Raw genomic sequence first — 14,875 nt, 5'->3', positions numbered from 1 at the left:
TAACCTGTAAGCAGGAGAAATAAACATGTCATTTTCCCAAGCGGTGAGCGGCCTGGGCGCTGCCTCCAGCAACCTGGACGTTATCGGCAACAACATCGCCAACTCCGCGACGGCTGGCTTTAAGTCCAGCACCATCGCCTTCGCCGATATGTTCGCCGGTTCTAACGTCGGTCTCGGTACCAAAGTGGCGGCGGTGATCCAGAACTTCAACGACGGTTCTACCACCACTACCAGCCGCGGCCTGGACGTCGCGCTGAGCGGCAACGGCTTCTTCCGCGTGGCTGACGCCAGCGGCGCGGTTTACTACTCGCGCAACGGCCAGTTTACGCTGGATGCGAACCGTAACCTGGTGAACACCCAGGGCCAGTTTGTGACCGGCTATCCGGTGAGCGGCACGCCGCCGACGGTGCAGACCGGCGCCAACCCGGTCGCGCTGAGCATTCCAACCACCCAGATGACGGCGCGCGCGACCACTACCGCGACTCAGGTGGCGAACCTGAACTCTACCAGCACCACTCCAACGGTGACGCCTTTCAGCGCCAGCAACGCTGACAGCTATAACGCGAAAAGCACCATGACGGTCTATGACTCGCAGGGTAACGATCACACCCTCGACATGTACTACGTCAAAACTGCCGACAACAACTGGACGGTGCACGCGATCGACTCCACTACCGGCACCAGCGCGGGCGATTTCACCGCGACGTTCGACAGCAGCGGTAAAATGACCGGCCTTAACGGCGGGACGGGTTCAACCGTAAACCTGACCATTAACGGCGCAAACGGCGCGGCGGCGAATCAGACCATTGCGCTGAGCATGCTGGGCAGCCTGCAGCAGAACACCGGCACCACCACCTTCGGCAACCCGACTCAGGATGGCTACGCGCCGGGCGACCTCACCAGCTACGCCATTAACGACGACGGCACCATTACCGGTAGCTACTCGAACCAGAAAACGCAGCTGCTGGGACAGATCGTACTGGCCAGTTTCTCTAACCCGGAAGGGCTGCAGTCGCAGGGCGACAACGTCTGGTCCGCCACCAGCTCCTCCGGCCAGGCAGCGGTCGGTGTGGCAGGCACCGGCACCTTCGGTTCGCTGACCTCCGGCGCGCTGGAAGCGTCGAACGTCGATATGAGTAAAGAACTGGTAAACATGATCGTGGCGCAGCGCAACTATCAGGCGAACGCCCAGACCATCAAAACTCAGGACCAGATTCTTAACACCCTGGTTAACTTGCGTTAATTCACTAACGGGATTGCTTTATGGATCACGCGATATATACCGCGATGGGCGCGGCCAGCCAGACGCTGGATCAGCAGGCCGTAACGGCCAGCAACCTCGCCAATGCCTCAACGCCTGGCTTTCGCGCGCAGCTCAACGCGCTCCGCGCGGTGCCGGTCAGCGGCTGGTCGCTGCCGACGCGCACCCTGGTAGCCGCCTCGACGCCCGGCGCCGATATGAGCCAGGGCGCGATGGACAATACCGGACGCACGCTGGATGTAGCGATGGGACAGGATGGCTGGCTGGCGGTACGCACCGCCGACGGCAGCGAAGCCTATACCCGCAACGGCAATATGCAAATCAGCTCGACCGGCATTCTGACCGTACAGGGCAATCCCGTTATGGGCGATGGCGGCCCAATCGCGATACCGCAGGGTGCTGAACTGACCATCGCGGCGGACGGCACCATCACCTCGCGCAATGCGGGCGATGCGCCTAACGCGACGGTGCAGATTGGTCGTCTGAAACTGGTAAAGGCCACTGGCAAAGAGCTGCAGCGCAGCGACGACGGCATGTTCCGTCCCACCCAGGCGACGCAGGCAACGCGCGGCGCGACGCTGGCCAACGACGCCACGGTGCAGGTAATGCCGGGCGTGCTGGAGGGCAGCAACGTCAAGCCGGTCGAAACTATGGTCGATATGATTGCCAACGCCCGACGTTTCGAGATGCAGATGAAAGTCATCACCAACGTCGACGAAAACGAACAAAAAGCCAACCAGCTGCTTAACATGAGCAGCTAAGGCAGAGGAAAAAAGATGATTCGTTCTTTATGGATCGCCAAAACCGGTCTTGACGCCCAGCAAACCAATATGGACGTCATCTCCAACAACCTGGCAAACGTCAGCACGAACGGCTTTAAACGTTCGCGCGCGGTTTTTGAAGATTTGATGTACCAGACTCTGCGCCAGCCGGGCACGCAGTCTTCCGAACAGACCACGCTGCCGTCGGGCCTGCAGATCGGTACCGGCGTGCGTCCGGTCACTACCGAACGTCTGCATACCCAGGGCAACCTGTCGCAGACCAGCAACTCCAAAGACGTGGCGATCAATGGCCAGGGCTACTTTGAAGTACAGCTGCCGGACGGCACCTCTGCCTATACCCGCGACGGTTCGTTCCAGGTGGATCAAAACGGCCAGCTGGTGAACAACGCCGGCTATCCGGTACAGCCAGGCATTACCATCCCGGCTAACGCCACCAGCATCACTATCTCGCGCGACGGCGTGGTGAGCGTGACGCAGCAGGGCCAGACCAACCCGGCTCAGGTAGGGCAGCTGACGCTCAGCACCTTTATTAACGATGCCGGTCTCGACAGCATGGGCGAAAACCTCTACCAGGAGACCCAGGCGTCAGGCGCACCCACCCAGAGCACGCCAGGCCAGAACGGCGCGGGCCTGCTCTATCAGGGTTATGTGGAAACCTCTAACGTCAACGTGGCGGAAGAGCTGGTCACCATGATCCAGACGCAGCGCGCTTATGAAATCAACAGCAAAGCGATCAGCACCTCCGATCAAATGCTGCAGAAATTAACACAGATTTAATTCCGGTTATCAGGGCCAGCGCAGGCTGGCCTGAAGTCAACACATCTATAAGGTCGTGACTCCGTGGCGAAGCAACTGAATATTAAGCCTGGACATTGGTTGGTGGCGGTCGTGCTGCTGACCCTTAACGGTTGTGCGTTAGTGCCGCGCACGCCGCTGGTGGCAGGCGCAACGACGGCACAGCCTCTGCCTTCCGCTCCGCCGGTGGTCAACGGCTCTATTTTCCAGGGCGTCGCGCCGCTCAACTACGGCTATCAGCCGCTGTTTGAGGACCGTCGTCCGCGCAATATCGGCGATACGCTCACCATTACGCTGCAGGAAAACGTCAGCGCCAGCAAGAGCTCCTCAGCCAACGCGACCCGCGACGGCAGCGCCAGCTTCGGTCTTGACGCCATTCCGACCGGCCTGAATGGCCTGGTTGGTGCCGACGGCGCTAAAGCCAACCTGGGCGCCAACGGCAAAAACGATTTCGCAGGTAAAGGCGGCGCAACCGCCAATAACACCTTTACCGGCACCATTACCGTCACCGTGAATCAGGTACTGTCGAACGGCAACCTGCACGTGGTCGGTGAAAAACAGATTGAAATTAACCAGGGCACCGAATTTATTCGCTTCTCCGGCGTGGTGAACCCGCGCACGATCAGCGCCAGCAACTCGGTATTGTCGACGGCGGTGGCCGATGCCCGTATCGAATATGTCGGCAATGGTTATATCAACGAAGCGCAGACGATGGGCTGGTTCCAGCGTTTCTTCCTGAACATCTCGCCGATGTAATGAGGTCATGATGAAAAGTATGAAAAGTTTACTGCTGGGCCTGAGTCTGGCATTCGGCCTCAGCCTGAGCGCTCACGCAGACCGTATTCGCGATCTGACCAGCGTACAGGGCGTGCGCGACAACCAGCTGATCGGCTACGGCCTGGTCGTGGGCCTCGATGGCACCGGCGACCAGACCACCCAGACGCCGTTCACCACCCAGACCGTCAGCAACATGCTCTCCCAGCTCGGGATTACTGTGCCGCAGGGCACCAACATGCAGCTGAAAAACGTCGCGGCGGTTATGGTGACGGCGCAGCTGCCCGCTTTCGCCCGTCAGGGACAAACCATCGACGTGGTGGTCTCCTCGCTGGGTAACGCCAAAAGCCTGCGCGGCGGCACGCTGGTGATGACGCCGATGAAAGGCGTCGATAACCAGGTTTACGCGCTGGCGCAGGGTAATATTCTGGTCGGCGGCGCGGGCGCGTCGGCGGGCGGCAGCAGCGTGCAGGTTAACCAGCTTAACGGCGGCCGCATCACCGGCGGCGCTACCGTTGAGCGCGAACTGCAGAGCAACTTCGGCAGCCAGAACACCCTCAACCTGCAGCTGAACAATGAAGATTTCTCGATGGCGCAGCGTATCGCCGACGCCATCAACGCACGCGGCGGCTACGGTATGGCGACGGCGCTTGACGCCCGTACCGTACAGGTGCGCGTATCGCCCAACAACAGCTCTCAGGTTCGCATGCTGGCGGAGATCCAGAACATCGACGTCTCAATCCCGGTTGAAGATGCCAAAGTCATCATCAACTCGCGTACCGGTTCGGTGGTGATGAATCGTGAAGTGACGCTGAACACCTGTGCGGTGGCGCAGGGCAACCTGTCGGTCACGGTCAACCAGTCGCAAAACGTCAGCCAGCCGAATACGCCATTTGGCGGCGGTCAGACGGTGGTAACACCGCAAACGCAGATCGATATGCGTCAGAGCGGCGGCGCGCTGCAGCACGTCAGCGCCAGCGCCAACCTGAACAACGTGGTGCGCGCGCTCAATGCGTTAGGCGCCTCGCCAATCGAACTGATGTCCATTCTGCAATCGATGCAGAGCGCGGGCTGTCTGCGCGCCAAACTGGAAATTATCTGACGATGGATACGCAATCGCTGATGAACGCGGCTTTTGACAGCCGCTCGCTGAACGACCTGAAGCGCGAAGCCAGCACCGACCCGAAAGGCAAGGCGCTACAGGTTGCAAAGCAGGTCGAGGGAATGTTTGTGCAGATGATGATGAAGAGCATGCGCGAAGCGCTGCCGCAGGACGGTATCTTCAGCAACGAATCGACCAAAATGTTTACCTCAATGTACGATCAGCAGATTGCGCAGGAGATCGGCAAGCGCGGACTGGGCATGGCCGATCTTATCGTCAAGCAGATGCAGCCGGCGCAGGAGCCTGACGAGCGCGCCGGTACGGTACCGATGCCGCTCGATGACAGCTTTATCTACAGCGCGGCGGCTTCGAGCCAGCTGGAGCAGATGGTGCGCAAGGCTGTGCCGCGCCTGCCGGTTTCCCCGGCAAACCTGCCGGCCGACAGCAGCGAGTTTATCGCCCAGCTGGCGCAGCCGGCGCAGGCCGCCAGCGCCCAGAGCGGCATTCCGCACCACCTGATCCTGGCGCAGGCGGCGCTGGAGTCGGGCTGGGGCCAGCGCCAGATCCTGACCCGCGACGGCAAACCGAGCTACAACGTATTCGGTATCAAGGCGAGCGGCGACTGGAAGGGTGAGACCACCGATATCATGACCACCGAGTATGACCAGGGTGAGGCGAAGAAGGTGCGCGCCAGCTTCCGCGTCTATCACTCCTATTTCGAGGCGCTGACCGACTACGTGAAGCTGCTTTCAAACAATCCGCGCTACGCCGCCGTCACCACCGCGCAGAGCGCCGAACAGGGGGCGCAGGCGCTGCAGGCCGCCGGTTACGCCACCGATCCGAAATATGCGCAGAAACTGGTGGGAATGATCCAGCAATTCAAAAACATGGGCGAAAAAGTCGTAAAGGCGTACAGCAAAGATTTAAACGATCTCTTCTGAAGCTTAAGCCTCAAGTTTCACTTAAGCGCGCCGATAATACAAGCAGATGCCAGACGCGTTTTCGCGCACGGGCGAGCACTGATGACTGCCAGCCCGCTTAACGGGAAAGAAAGGAACCGAGATGTCCAGCATAATAAACTCTGCGATGAGTGGGCTGAGCGCCGCACAGGCGGCGCTGAGCACCACCAGCAATAACATCACTAACTACACGGTCGCGGGCTACTCGCGCCAGACGATTCAGCTGGCGCAGGCGAACAGCACGCTGCAGGGCAACAGCTATTACGGCAACGGCGTCAACATCAGCGGCGTGCAGCGCGAGTATGACGAGTTCATTACGGCGCAGCTGCGCGGTTCCAGCGCCACCTACAGCGCGGCTAATACCCAGTATTCGCAGATCTCCAATATTGACGATCTGCTCTCGACCTCGACCACCAGCCTCTCTACGTCGATTCAGGGCTTCTTTACTAACCTGCAGAACGTGGTGAGCAACGCGAACGACCCCTCTGCGCGCCAGTCGATGCTGAGCAATGCGCAGGGCCTGGTAAACCAGTTCCAGACCACCGCGCAGTATCTGACCAATATGCAGGGCAGCGTCAACACTGATGTCGCCTCAAACGTTGACCAGATCAACACCTTCACCAGCCAGATCGCCGACCTCAACAAGCAGATCGGCAAGCTCAGCACCGCAAGCGGCGCGCAGCCGAACGATCTGATGGATCAGCGCGATCAGCTGGTGAACAACCTGAATAACATCGTCGGGGTGAGCGTCTCTAAGCAGGACGGCAACTATATTGTCTCAATGGGCAACCTGACGCTGGTCAACGGCAACAAAGCCACCAGCCTGGTGGCGATGCCTTCCAGCAGCGATCCTACGCGTACCTCCGTCGGTTATGTCGATAACAGCGCAGGCAATGTCGAGATCGCCGATAAGAGCATTACTACCGGCTCGTTAGGCGGCCTGTTGACTTTCCGCTCGCAGGATCTCGACACCGCGCAAAACCAGCTCGGCCAGCTGGCAGCAGCCTTTACCACCAGCTTTAACGCGGTGCATAAGCAGGGCTATGACGGCAACGGCGATCAGGGTACTGACTTTTTCACCATCGGCAGCCCGACCGTACAGAGCAACAGCAAAAACAGTTCGTCCACGACCGTGACGGCAGCCTGGACCGATACCAGCGCGCTGAAAGCCTCTAACTATACTGTCAGCTATGACGGCAGCAGCTGGAACGTTACGCGCGCCTCAGACAACGTGAAGATCACCGCGACGGCGGGTACAGACCCATCCGGCAACGCCACGCTGAGCTTCGACGGTCTGCAGCTGACCGTAAACGGCACGCCGAACGCGCAGGACAGCTTCCTGGTGAAGCCAGTGCAGAACGTGATTGGCAATATGTCTGTCGCTATTACCAGTGAGTCGCAGATTGCCGCAGCAGGCGCTACGGGTGGCGAAAGCGACAACCGCAACGCCCAGAAGCTGCTGGCTCTGCAGGACGCGAAGGTTGTGAACGGCAACGCTACGCTGTCGCAGGCGTACGCCAGCATCGTCAGCACCGTCGGTAACAAAACCAGCACGCTGGAAACCGCCAGCACCACCCAGAAAAACGTGGTGGATCAGCTGACCGATCGCCAGCAGTCGGTCTCAGGCGTCAACCTCGACGAAGAGTACGCCAACCTGACCAAATATCAGCAGTACTACATGGCGAACGCGCAGGTGCTGCAAACCGCCAGCTCCATTTTCGACGCGCTGCTTAACATCCGCTAAGGAAAAGAACCATGCGACTCAGTACAAACATGATTTTTAACCAGCAGGTGCGCGGTATCAGCGATTCGCAATCCTCCTGGCTGAAAGTCGGCGAGCAGCTCTCCAGCGGCCGCCGCGTTAACAACCCATCAGACGATCCTATCGCTGCGTCACGCTCGGTGGTGCTGGCGCAGACCCAGGCGCAGAGCAGCCAGTACGCGCTGGCGCGCACCTTTGCAAACCAGGGGCTGTCGATGGAAGAGAATACGCTCACCAGCGTAACCAGCACCATTCAGGATGCGCAGACGCTGATCGTTTACGGCTCTACCGGCACGCTGAGCGACGACGACCGCGGCTCAATCGCCACCCAGCTGGAGGGCCTGCGCTCGCAGCTGCTGAACCTGGCGAACAGTAAAGACGGTAACGGCCGCTATATCTTCGCCGGTTATAAAACGGACAGCGCGCCCTTTGCAGACAACGGCAGCGGCGCGGTGAGCTATACAGGCGGCACCGACGCGATTACGCAGAAGGTCGATACCAGCCGCACCATGACCGTGGGGCACACCGGCGACGATATCTTTATGTCGATTACCGGCAACGCCACCAAAGAGCCGGACGGCAGCGCCAGCGAAACCAATGTCTTTAATATGCTCGACAGCGCAATTGCTGCGCTGAAGACGCCGCAGGCAGATGCTGACGCTGCTACTCAAAAGACCTTTCAGGATGCGATGGATAAAACCAACCGCGGCCTGAGCAACTCGCTGAATAACGTGCTGACTGTGCGTTCTGAAATCGGCACCCAGCTCTCTGAGCTGAGCACGCTGGACGGGCAGGGCGGGAATCGCGACGTTATCCTGAGCACCGAAATGAGCAACCTGGTCGATACCGACTACACCTCGGCTATCTCCAGCTACACCATGCAGCAAACGGCGCTTCAGGCCTCTTACAAGACCTTTACCGACATGTCCAAGCTGTCGCTGTTCCAGCTTAACGCCTGACAATAAAAAGGAATTCGAGCATGCCTGAACCGGACATGCTCATTTTGTCCCACGACCCTGACCGGTATCGTGGGATTTTTTTTGCCTGTAATAAGGCGCTGCAACTACAGCGGAATAAAACGCCAGGCTGAATGAGCCGGTACATCGCCCCTGTTCTGGCCCAGGAGCAGAAATAAAAAACCCCGGCAAGCCGGGGTTCTACTGTGTCGCGTCAGATTATTCGGCGCTTTCAGGTCGGGTCGCAGGCGCGGTGGCCTGATGCGTCGCGCTGTGACCGCCAGCGGAGCCTTTGCCCTCGAAGGCGAACGGCGAGCGTACCCAGTCGCTGTGGCGTACCGGCTCCGGCTGCCAGGCTGGTGCCGGTGCTTTGGTCATCGGCGCGGTGGCGTGATGCGTAAAGCGGACGGCAGCTTGCTGCGGTGCGGCGTCGCGCGCCGGGACGGGCGCATGCGGTTCGGTGATCGGCTCAGGCTTGCTTTCCGCCGCAACCGGCGCGTTCAGCACTTCCTCAACCTGCGCTTCTGCTTCTGGCGTTACGTCGTGTGCGGCTTCAGCGGCGATCTCGGTAGCGACAGCGGGCGTCTCTTCCTCGACCGGGGCAGCGGGAACAGCCTGTTCGGCGATCGCTTCCGCTTTCGCTTCGTCGGCGGCCGGGATAACGGCAGGTTCATGGTTCACCGGCGCGTCAATCGGCGTGGTGTTATCCGTATTAACCAGCGTTACCGGCGTTTCTGCCTGCGGTTCAGCCTGATGCACTTCATCAGCGCTCTGCGGCGCGATCTCTTCCGCGGCGACCGGCAGCGCAATGATCTCTGCGGTCTCTTGCTGGCTGTAATCCGGCGCTTCCTGCTGCGGCTGTTGAGTCTCAACCGGCTGTGCGACCGGATAGCGTACCCAGACTTTACCGGATGCCATCTCTGGCGAAGCAGCGGCAGCGGCGAGCGGCATAGCGGACTCGGTTGGATAACGCTCATCACGATAGCGACGACGACGCTGACCGCTGACGCGCAGGTGGCGCGGCGAACGGCGCGAACGGCGCGGCATATTGCCGTTGTCGCGGCTCTCTGCCTCATCCTGATCGTGCAGTACCACAGGCTCTTCGCTCTGCGGCAGGCTGCGCGCAACCTCTGGCTGCGGCTCGACAGCTTCAGCTACCGGCTGCTCGCTTTCGTCAATAATGCGCACTTTCTGTGCCAGCTGGCGCGGTTTGCGGCGCGGCATAACCTGAACGCGCTCTTCTTCCTGCGCTTCCGGCGTCTCGACCACTTCAGCAACGGCCTGCTCGACGGCTTTGCTCGCTTCCTGCTGCGCGCGTTTCTCTTCCTGACGACGACGCTGACGCTCAGCGCGCTGTTCGCGACGCTGCTGCTGTTGCTCTTCGCGCTGCTGGCGCGCTTCGTCGCTCAGAACAGGGCTGCGCTCTTCGCGTGCTTCATTCTGCGGCGCCTGACGCTTATTGCGGCGGTTATCAGCGTTATCGCGCGGCTCGCGGCCTTCACGCGGCTCACGGCTTTCGCGTGGTTCGCGCGGTTCACGATTTTCACGCGGTTCGCGGCTCTCGCGCGGCTCGCGGTTTTCGCCGTTGCGCGGCGTACGCTCGCGACGGTTATTGTTGCGGCGGTTGTTGCGACGATCGCCACGCTCTTTGGCGCTGCCGTCGCTCTCTTCGCTGCTGGTCTGCGGCGCTGGCGTCGCTTCCACAGCTGGAGTCGGCGCGGCTTCGTTGCTGCCGAACAGCTTTTTCAGCAGACGGCTGAAGAAGCCGGTGCCAGTGCTGCTGGTGCTTGCTGCGGCCGGTGTTGCAGCGGCAGCAGGTTTGGCCGCAGGCTGTGCGTCGGCTTTCGGCTGTTCTGCCGGGGTCTCTACAGGCACAGGCGGCGCGTCAGGCATCACAAAAGCGGCCAGCGCAGGCTGTTCAGGACGACGGCGCTCGGCATGTTCCTCTTCTGACGGCATCGCCATTTCAGCTTCATGCAGCTTCGGCAGATGATAGCTGAGGGTCTGCGTTTCTTCGCCTTTACGCACGCGCAACACGGAGTAGTGCGGCGTTTCCATGCGATCGTCCGGCACGATAATGGCGCGGACGCCGCCCTGGCGCTTCTCAATCGCGTTCACCGCTTCACGTTTTTCGTTCAGCAGGTAAGAGGCGATCTGCACCGGAACAATGGCGTGCACCTCTTTGGTATTATCTTTCAGCGCTTCTTCTTCAATCAGGCGCAGAATAGAGAGCGACAGCGATTCGTTGTCACGGATGGTGCCGGTGCCGCTACAGCGTGGGCAGACGTGATGGCTCGACTCGCCCAGCGACGGGCTGAGGCGCTGACGCGACATCTCCAGCAGGCCAAAGCGTGAAATATGGCTGATCTGAATGCGCGCGCGATCCTGACGTACCGCTTCGCGCAGGCGATTTTCCACCGCGCGCTGATGGCGCACCGGCGTCATATCGATAAAGTCGATAACAATCAGGCCGCCCAGGTCGCGCAGACGCAGCTGGCGCGCGATCTCATCGGCGGCTTCCAGGTTGGTGTTGAACGCTGTCTCTTCAATATCGCCACCGCGCGTGGCGCGCGCCGAGTTGATATCGATAGCGGTCAGCGCTTCGGTGCTGTCGATAACGATAGAGCCGCCGGAAGGCAGGCGCACTTCGCGCTGGAAGGCGGACTCAATCTGCGATTCGATCTGGTAATGGCTAAAGAGCGGGATTTCGCCGGTGTAGAGCTTGATCTTGCTGCTAAAGTCGGGACGGCCGAGGGCGGCGATATGCTGGCGCGCCAGCTCAAGCACCTTCGGATTGTCGATCAGAATCTCGCCGATATCCTGGCGCAGATAGTCGCGGAAGGCGCGTACGATAACGTTGCTTTCCTGATGGATCAGGAAGGGAGCAGGGCGGTTTTCCGCGGCTTTCTTGATCGCTTCCCAGTGTTTCAGACGGAAGCTCAGATCCCACTGCAGCGCGTCGGCGGATTTGCCTACGCCCGCGGTGCGCACGATCAGGCCCATGCCGTCCGGCAGCTCCAGCGAGGAGAGCGCCTCTTTCAGCTCGGTGCGATCGTCGCCTTCGATGCGGCGAGAGATGCCGCCCGCGCGGGGGTTGTTCGGCATCAGCACCAGATAGCTGCCCGCCAGAGAGATAAAGGTGGTCAGCGCTGCGCCTTTATTGCCGCGCTCCTCTTTATCAATCTGAACGATCACTTCCTGACCTTCGCGCAGCACGTCTTTAATATTTGGACGGCCTTGTGCGTTGTAGCTGGCAGGGAAATATTCGCGGGAGATTTCTTTCAGGGGGAGAAAACCGTGGCGCTCGGCGCCGTAATCGACAAACGCAGCTTCAAGGCTGGGTTCAATGCGGGTAATTTTACCTTTGTAGATGTTGGCTTTTTTCTGTTCGTGTCCGGGGCTTTCGATATCCAGATCGTACAGACGTTGTCCATCAACCAGGGCAACGCGCAACTCCTCCTGCTGAGTTGCATTAATTAACATTCTTTTCATCGTTTCTGACTCGTTATTCTCACATGAGTGATAAAGCTGCGGGCATAGTTACCCTGGACGAGTTTTGACCGATGGCCCCGTGACTAAGTGCTTTACGTCAACCTCCCGGTTGTCGACTGCGCGAGGGGCGCAAATAACGTCGGTGGCCTGTTTTTCATAAGGAAAAACAGCGCCGTTGCGCTGAAATGCCGGAAAGAAACTGATCGCTCCTGCATCTCAAAATTCCGTCCAGGCCGCAACCCGCAGCCCGCTAAGTGCCTGAATTAACATCACGTCTTACGCCATTGCTGCGTGTCCGTTTCATTCGGCAAAATGACTAATTAGCTCTTTTTCTGGCCTGAAGTGCATCAGACGAGAAACTTAAGCATTATTCCATTGCTAACCTTCATATAGCAAGGCGACTTTTATCGCCTGATGAAGATTAGTGATGCATAACACCTTAATATGTCGGACGAATGAGCAGGCTGCTGAAAAAGCCAGCGCACGCTGCGCTTTTTCGCGCGACAAGAGGAGAGTTAAGCACAGAAAAAGGGGTGGCGCTATCACAGGACACTATTTAGAATCGCCGCCATGAAAACTGAGAATCCTGGCGTACAGCTTGTCGCCATTACGGCTGAAAATGCCGGACAACGCATTGATAACTTTTTACGCACCCAGCTCAAGGGCGTGCCGAAAAGCATGATTTATCGCATTCTGCGTAAAGGTGAGGTGCGGGTGAATAAAAAACGCATCAAACCTGAATACAAGCTGGAAGCGGGCGATGAGGTGCGCATCCCGCCGGTGCGCGTCGCCGAGCGCGAGGAACAGGCCGTTTCACCTAAGCTGGAGAAGGTGGCGGCACTGGCGGAAGCGATCATCTTTGAAGATGACCATATTCTGGTGCTGAACAAGCCGTCCGGTACGGCGGTGCATGGCGGCAGCGGACTGAGCTTCGGCGTGATCGAAGGGCTGCGCGCGCTGCGCCCGGAGGCGCGTTTCCTTGAGCTGGTGCATCGTCTCGATCGCGATACCTCCGGCGTACTGCTGGTCGCCAAGAAGCGGTCGGCGCTGCGCTCGCTGCATGAGCAGCTGCGTGAAAAGGGGATGCAGAAAGATTATCTGGCGCTGGTGCGCGGCAGCTGGCCCTCACACCTGAAAGTGGTGCAGGCGCCGCTGCTGAAGAACATTCTGCAGAGCGGCGAACGCGTGGTGCGCGTCAGCAGCGAAGGCAAACCGTCGGAAACGCGCTTTAAAGTCGAAGAGCGCTTCGCCTTTGCCACCCTGGTCAAGGCTAGCCCGGTTACCGGCCGCACCCACCAGATTCGCGTCCATACGCTGCATGCCGGTCATCCTATCGCCTTCGACGATCGCTATGGCGAGCGCGAGTTCGACAGTCAGCTGGCCGCTACCGGGCTGCGTCGTTTGTTCCTGCATGCCGCCGCGCTGACGTTTACTCATCCCAACAGCGGCGAGACGCTGCGTTTAGAAGCGCCGCTTGATGAAGAGCTTAAACGCTGCCTGAAGGCGCTGCGTCAGCAGAAAAGCTAACGCAGGGTCGGCATCATCCCAGCGGATTGATGCCGACCGTCCGCAACATGCTATTGAGCGCGATCAGCGGCAGGCCGACCAGCGTGTTCGGATCGCGTCCCTCCAGCCGTTCAAACAGGCAAATCCCCATTCCTTCGCTTTTAAAACTCCCGGCGCACTGTAAAGGCTGCTCTTTCTCTATATAGGTGCGGATTTCCTCATCGCTGAGAGGGCGGAAGTGCACCACAAAAGGTTCGCAGCACTGCAACAGCCGCTGGCTGCGGGGATGGTAGAGCGCTAGGCCGGTATAGAAGGTGATGGCGTTGCCGCTCGCCTGGCGTAGCTGCGCGAAAGCGCGCTCGGGGGTATGCGGCTTGCCGGTAATCGCGCCGTTGAGCACGCACACCTGATCCGAACCGATAATCCAGCTATCGGGATAGTCGGCGGCCAGCGCCTGCGCTTTGGCAACGGCGAGGCGCGTGACCAGCGTTTCGGCATCTTCACCGGCGTGCGGGGTTTCATCCACCTCTGGCGCAGCGGTAATAAAAGGCAGGCCGAGTTTGCCTAATAACGCCTGGCGGAAAGGCGAGGTTGAGGCTAAAAGAATAGAGACAGGCATTTTTTCACAATAGTAATGGCGAATTGGTGACACTCATTTTAAACTGTGCGCCGCACTGGATGCGAATAACTGGTGAAAGATGCTGTTACACGGCCTTTTTCTTTGACTCTATGACGTTACAAAGTTAATATGCGCGCCCTATGCAAAAGGTAAAATTACCCCTGACGCTGGATCCGGTCCGCGCCGCTCAAAAACGCCTCGATTATCAGGGCGTTTACACCCCTGAACAGGTGGAGCGCGTAGCCGACTCAGTTGTTAGTGTGGACAGTGACGTGGAATGTGCCATGTCGTTTGCGGTTGACAGCCAGCGCCTCGCCGTACTGCAAGGTACAGCGGACGTGCAGGTTACATTGCGCTGTCAGCGCTGCAACCAGCCGTTTCCTCACTCTGTCCACGTAAGCTATTGCTTCAGTCCTGTCTCAAATGATGAGCAGGCCGAGGCACTGCCGGAAGCCTACGAGCCGATCGACGTCGATGATTTTGGCGAAGTCGATCTGCTGGCGGTGATAGAGGATGAAATCATTCTCGCGCTGCCGGTCGTTCCGGTGCATGATTCTGAACACTGTGAAGTGTCCGAGGCGGACATGGTCTTTGGCAAATTGCCTGCAGAGGCGGAAAAACCAAACCCATTTGCCGTATTAGCCAGTTTAAAGCGTAAGTAATAGGAGTAAGGTCCATGGCCGTACAACAGAATAAACCCACCCGTTCTAAGCGTGGTATGCGTCGTTCGCACGATGCGCTGACCACCGCTGCCCTGTCTGTAGATAAAGTTTCTGGCGAAACGCATCTGCGTCACCACATCACTGCGGATGGCTACTACCGCGGTCGCAAGGTTATCACCAAGTAAGACTTGCGCTTAGCAAGGTG

The 14,875-nt window shown here is 59.2% G+C and carries 13 protein-coding genes; 11 read left to right on the top strand and 2 right to left on the bottom strand.

Going from position 1 to position 14,875, the window contains the following annotated elements:
* Positions 1–25: 25 nt before the first annotated feature.
* From flgE to flgL, 8 genes are all read left to right on the top strand, one after another.
* Positions 26–1,243, top strand: a complete 1,218-nt coding sequence (gene flgE / locus MHZ89_RS02685; RefSeq protein WP_311781740.1) for a flagellar hook protein FlgE — start codon at positions 26–28, stop codon at positions 1,241–1,243.
* Positions 1,244–1,263: 20 nt separating this feature from the next.
* Positions 1,264–2,022 carry a flagellar basal body rod protein FlgF gene (locus tag MHZ89_RS02680; protein WP_311781739.1) on the top strand — a complete coding sequence of 253 codons (759 nt, stop codon included), beginning with the start codon at positions 1,264–1,266 and terminating at the stop codon, positions 2,020–2,022.
* A 15-nt stretch (positions 2,023–2,037) separates the two neighbouring features.
* Positions 2,038–2,820 (top strand): flagellar basal-body rod protein FlgG, encoded by a 783-nt coding sequence (gene flgG / locus MHZ89_RS02675; RefSeq protein WP_120452019.1) that lies wholly within the window; start codon positions 2,038–2,040, stop codon positions 2,818–2,820.
* 63 nt (positions 2,821–2,883) lie between these two features.
* On the top strand, positions 2,884–3,594 hold the full coding sequence (locus MHZ89_RS02670; protein WP_120452021.1) for a flagellar basal body L-ring protein FlgH: 711 nt from the start codon (positions 2,884–2,886) through the stop codon (positions 3,592–3,594).
* Positions 3,595–3,613: 19 nt separating this feature from the next.
* A complete protein-coding gene (locus tag MHZ89_RS02665) occupies positions 3,614–4,714 on the top strand; it encodes a flagellar basal body P-ring protein FlgI (RefSeq protein ID WP_269949175.1) in 1,101 nt (366 codons plus the stop codon).
* Positions 4,715–4,716: 2 nt separating this feature from the next.
* A complete protein-coding gene (gene flgJ, locus MHZ89_RS02660) occupies positions 4,717–5,655 on the top strand; it encodes a flagellar assembly peptidoglycan hydrolase FlgJ (protein ID WP_311781738.1) in 939 nt (312 codons plus the stop codon).
* A 121-nt stretch (positions 5,656–5,776) separates the two neighbouring features.
* Positions 5,777–7,417, top strand: a complete 1,641-nt coding sequence (gene flgK / locus MHZ89_RS02655) for a flagellar hook-associated protein FlgK (protein WP_311781737.1) — start codon at positions 5,777–5,779, stop codon at positions 7,415–7,417.
* A gap of 11 nt (positions 7,418–7,428) precedes the next feature.
* Positions 7,429–8,394 carry a flagellar hook-associated protein FlgL gene (gene flgL, locus MHZ89_RS02650; RefSeq protein WP_311781736.1) on the top strand — a complete coding sequence of 322 codons (966 nt, stop codon included), beginning with the start codon at positions 7,429–7,431 and terminating at the stop codon, positions 8,392–8,394.
* A 216-nt stretch (positions 8,395–8,610) separates the two neighbouring features.
* Here the strand turns inward: flgL and rne are convergent, their stop codons facing one another.
* Complete coding sequence (gene rne, locus MHZ89_RS02645; protein WP_311781735.1) at positions 8,611–11,883, bottom strand: ribonuclease E; 3,273 nt, start codon at positions 11,881–11,883, stop codon at positions 8,611–8,613.
* Between the two features lie 570 nt (positions 11,884–12,453).
* On the opposite strand from rne, the gene rluC reads away from it, so the two are divergent.
* On the top strand, positions 12,454–13,410 hold the full coding sequence (gene rluC, locus MHZ89_RS02640; RefSeq protein ID WP_311781734.1) for a 23S rRNA pseudouridine(955/2504/2580) synthase RluC: 957 nt from the start codon (positions 12,454–12,456) through the stop codon (positions 13,408–13,410).
* A 13-nt stretch (positions 13,411–13,423) separates the two neighbouring features.
* Here rluC and MHZ89_RS02635 read toward each other — a convergent pair whose 3' ends face one another.
* The gene (locus MHZ89_RS02635; RefSeq protein ID WP_311781733.1) at positions 13,424–14,008 is read right to left on the bottom strand and encodes a nucleoside triphosphate pyrophosphatase; all 585 of its coding nucleotides are present in this window, start codon (positions 14,006–14,008) and stop codon (positions 13,424–13,426) included.
* Between the two features lie 140 nt (positions 14,009–14,148).
* Here MHZ89_RS02635 and yceD point away from each other — a divergent pair, with 140 nt between their 5' ends.
* Positions 14,149–14,670, top strand: coding sequence for a 23S rRNA accumulation protein YceD (gene yceD / locus MHZ89_RS02630; RefSeq protein ID WP_120452037.1), 522 nt, complete (start codon positions 14,149–14,151; stop codon positions 14,668–14,670).
* Positions 14,671–14,684: 14 nt separating this feature from the next.
* Positions 14,685–14,855, top strand: coding sequence for a 50S ribosomal protein L32 (gene rpmF / locus MHZ89_RS02625; protein WP_007885783.1), 171 nt, complete (start codon positions 14,685–14,687; stop codon positions 14,853–14,855).
* Positions 14,856–14,875: the final 20 nt, after the last annotated feature.

It is taken from the genome of Pantoea sp. ACRSB (genome assembly GCF_022346905.1).
GTDB lineage: Bacteria > Pseudomonadota > Gammaproteobacteria > Enterobacterales > Enterobacteriaceae > Pantoea > Pantoea piersonii.
The sequence above is the reverse complement of the archived record's forward strand: the minus strand, read 5'-3'. Positions and strand labels throughout refer to the sequence as shown.

What these genes read in the sequence shown, in the direction of transcription:
- flgE (WP_311781740.1), top strand. Translation starts at nt 26, where the DNA reads ATGTCATTTTCCCAAGCGGTGAGCGGCCTGGGCGCTGCCTCCAGCAAC.
- MHZ89_RS02635 (WP_311781733.1), bottom strand. Translation starts at nt 14,008, where the DNA reads ATGCCTGTCTCTATTCTTTTAGCCTCAACCTCGCCTTTCCGCCAGGCG.
- flgK (WP_311781737.1), top strand. Translation starts at nt 5,777, where the DNA reads ATGTCCAGCATAATAAACTCTGCGATGAGTGGGCTGAGCGCCGCACAG.
- rne (WP_311781735.1), bottom strand. Translation starts at nt 11,883, where the DNA reads ATGAAAAGAATGTTAATTAATGCAACTCAGCAGGAGGAGTTGCGCGTT.
- MHZ89_RS02680 (WP_311781739.1), top strand. Translation starts at nt 1,264, where the DNA reads ATGGATCACGCGATATATACCGCGATGGGCGCGGCCAGCCAGACGCTG.
- rluC (WP_311781734.1), top strand. Translation starts at nt 12,454, where the DNA reads ATGAAAACTGAGAATCCTGGCGTACAGCTTGTCGCCATTACGGCTGAA.
- yceD (WP_120452037.1), top strand. Translation starts at nt 14,149, where the DNA reads ATGCAAAAGGTAAAATTACCCCTGACGCTGGATCCGGTCCGCGCCGCT.
- rpmF (WP_007885783.1), top strand. Translation starts at nt 14,685, where the DNA reads ATGGCCGTACAACAGAATAAACCCACCCGTTCTAAGCGTGGTATGCGT.
- flgG (WP_120452019.1), top strand. Translation starts at nt 2,038, where the DNA reads ATGATTCGTTCTTTATGGATCGCCAAAACCGGTCTTGACGCCCAGCAA.
- flgL (WP_311781736.1), top strand. Translation starts at nt 7,429, where the DNA reads ATGCGACTCAGTACAAACATGATTTTTAACCAGCAGGTGCGCGGTATC.
- flgJ (WP_311781738.1), top strand. Translation starts at nt 4,717, where the DNA reads ATGGATACGCAATCGCTGATGAACGCGGCTTTTGACAGCCGCTCGCTG.
- MHZ89_RS02665 (WP_269949175.1), top strand. Translation starts at nt 3,614, where the DNA reads ATGAAAAGTTTACTGCTGGGCCTGAGTCTGGCATTCGGCCTCAGCCTG.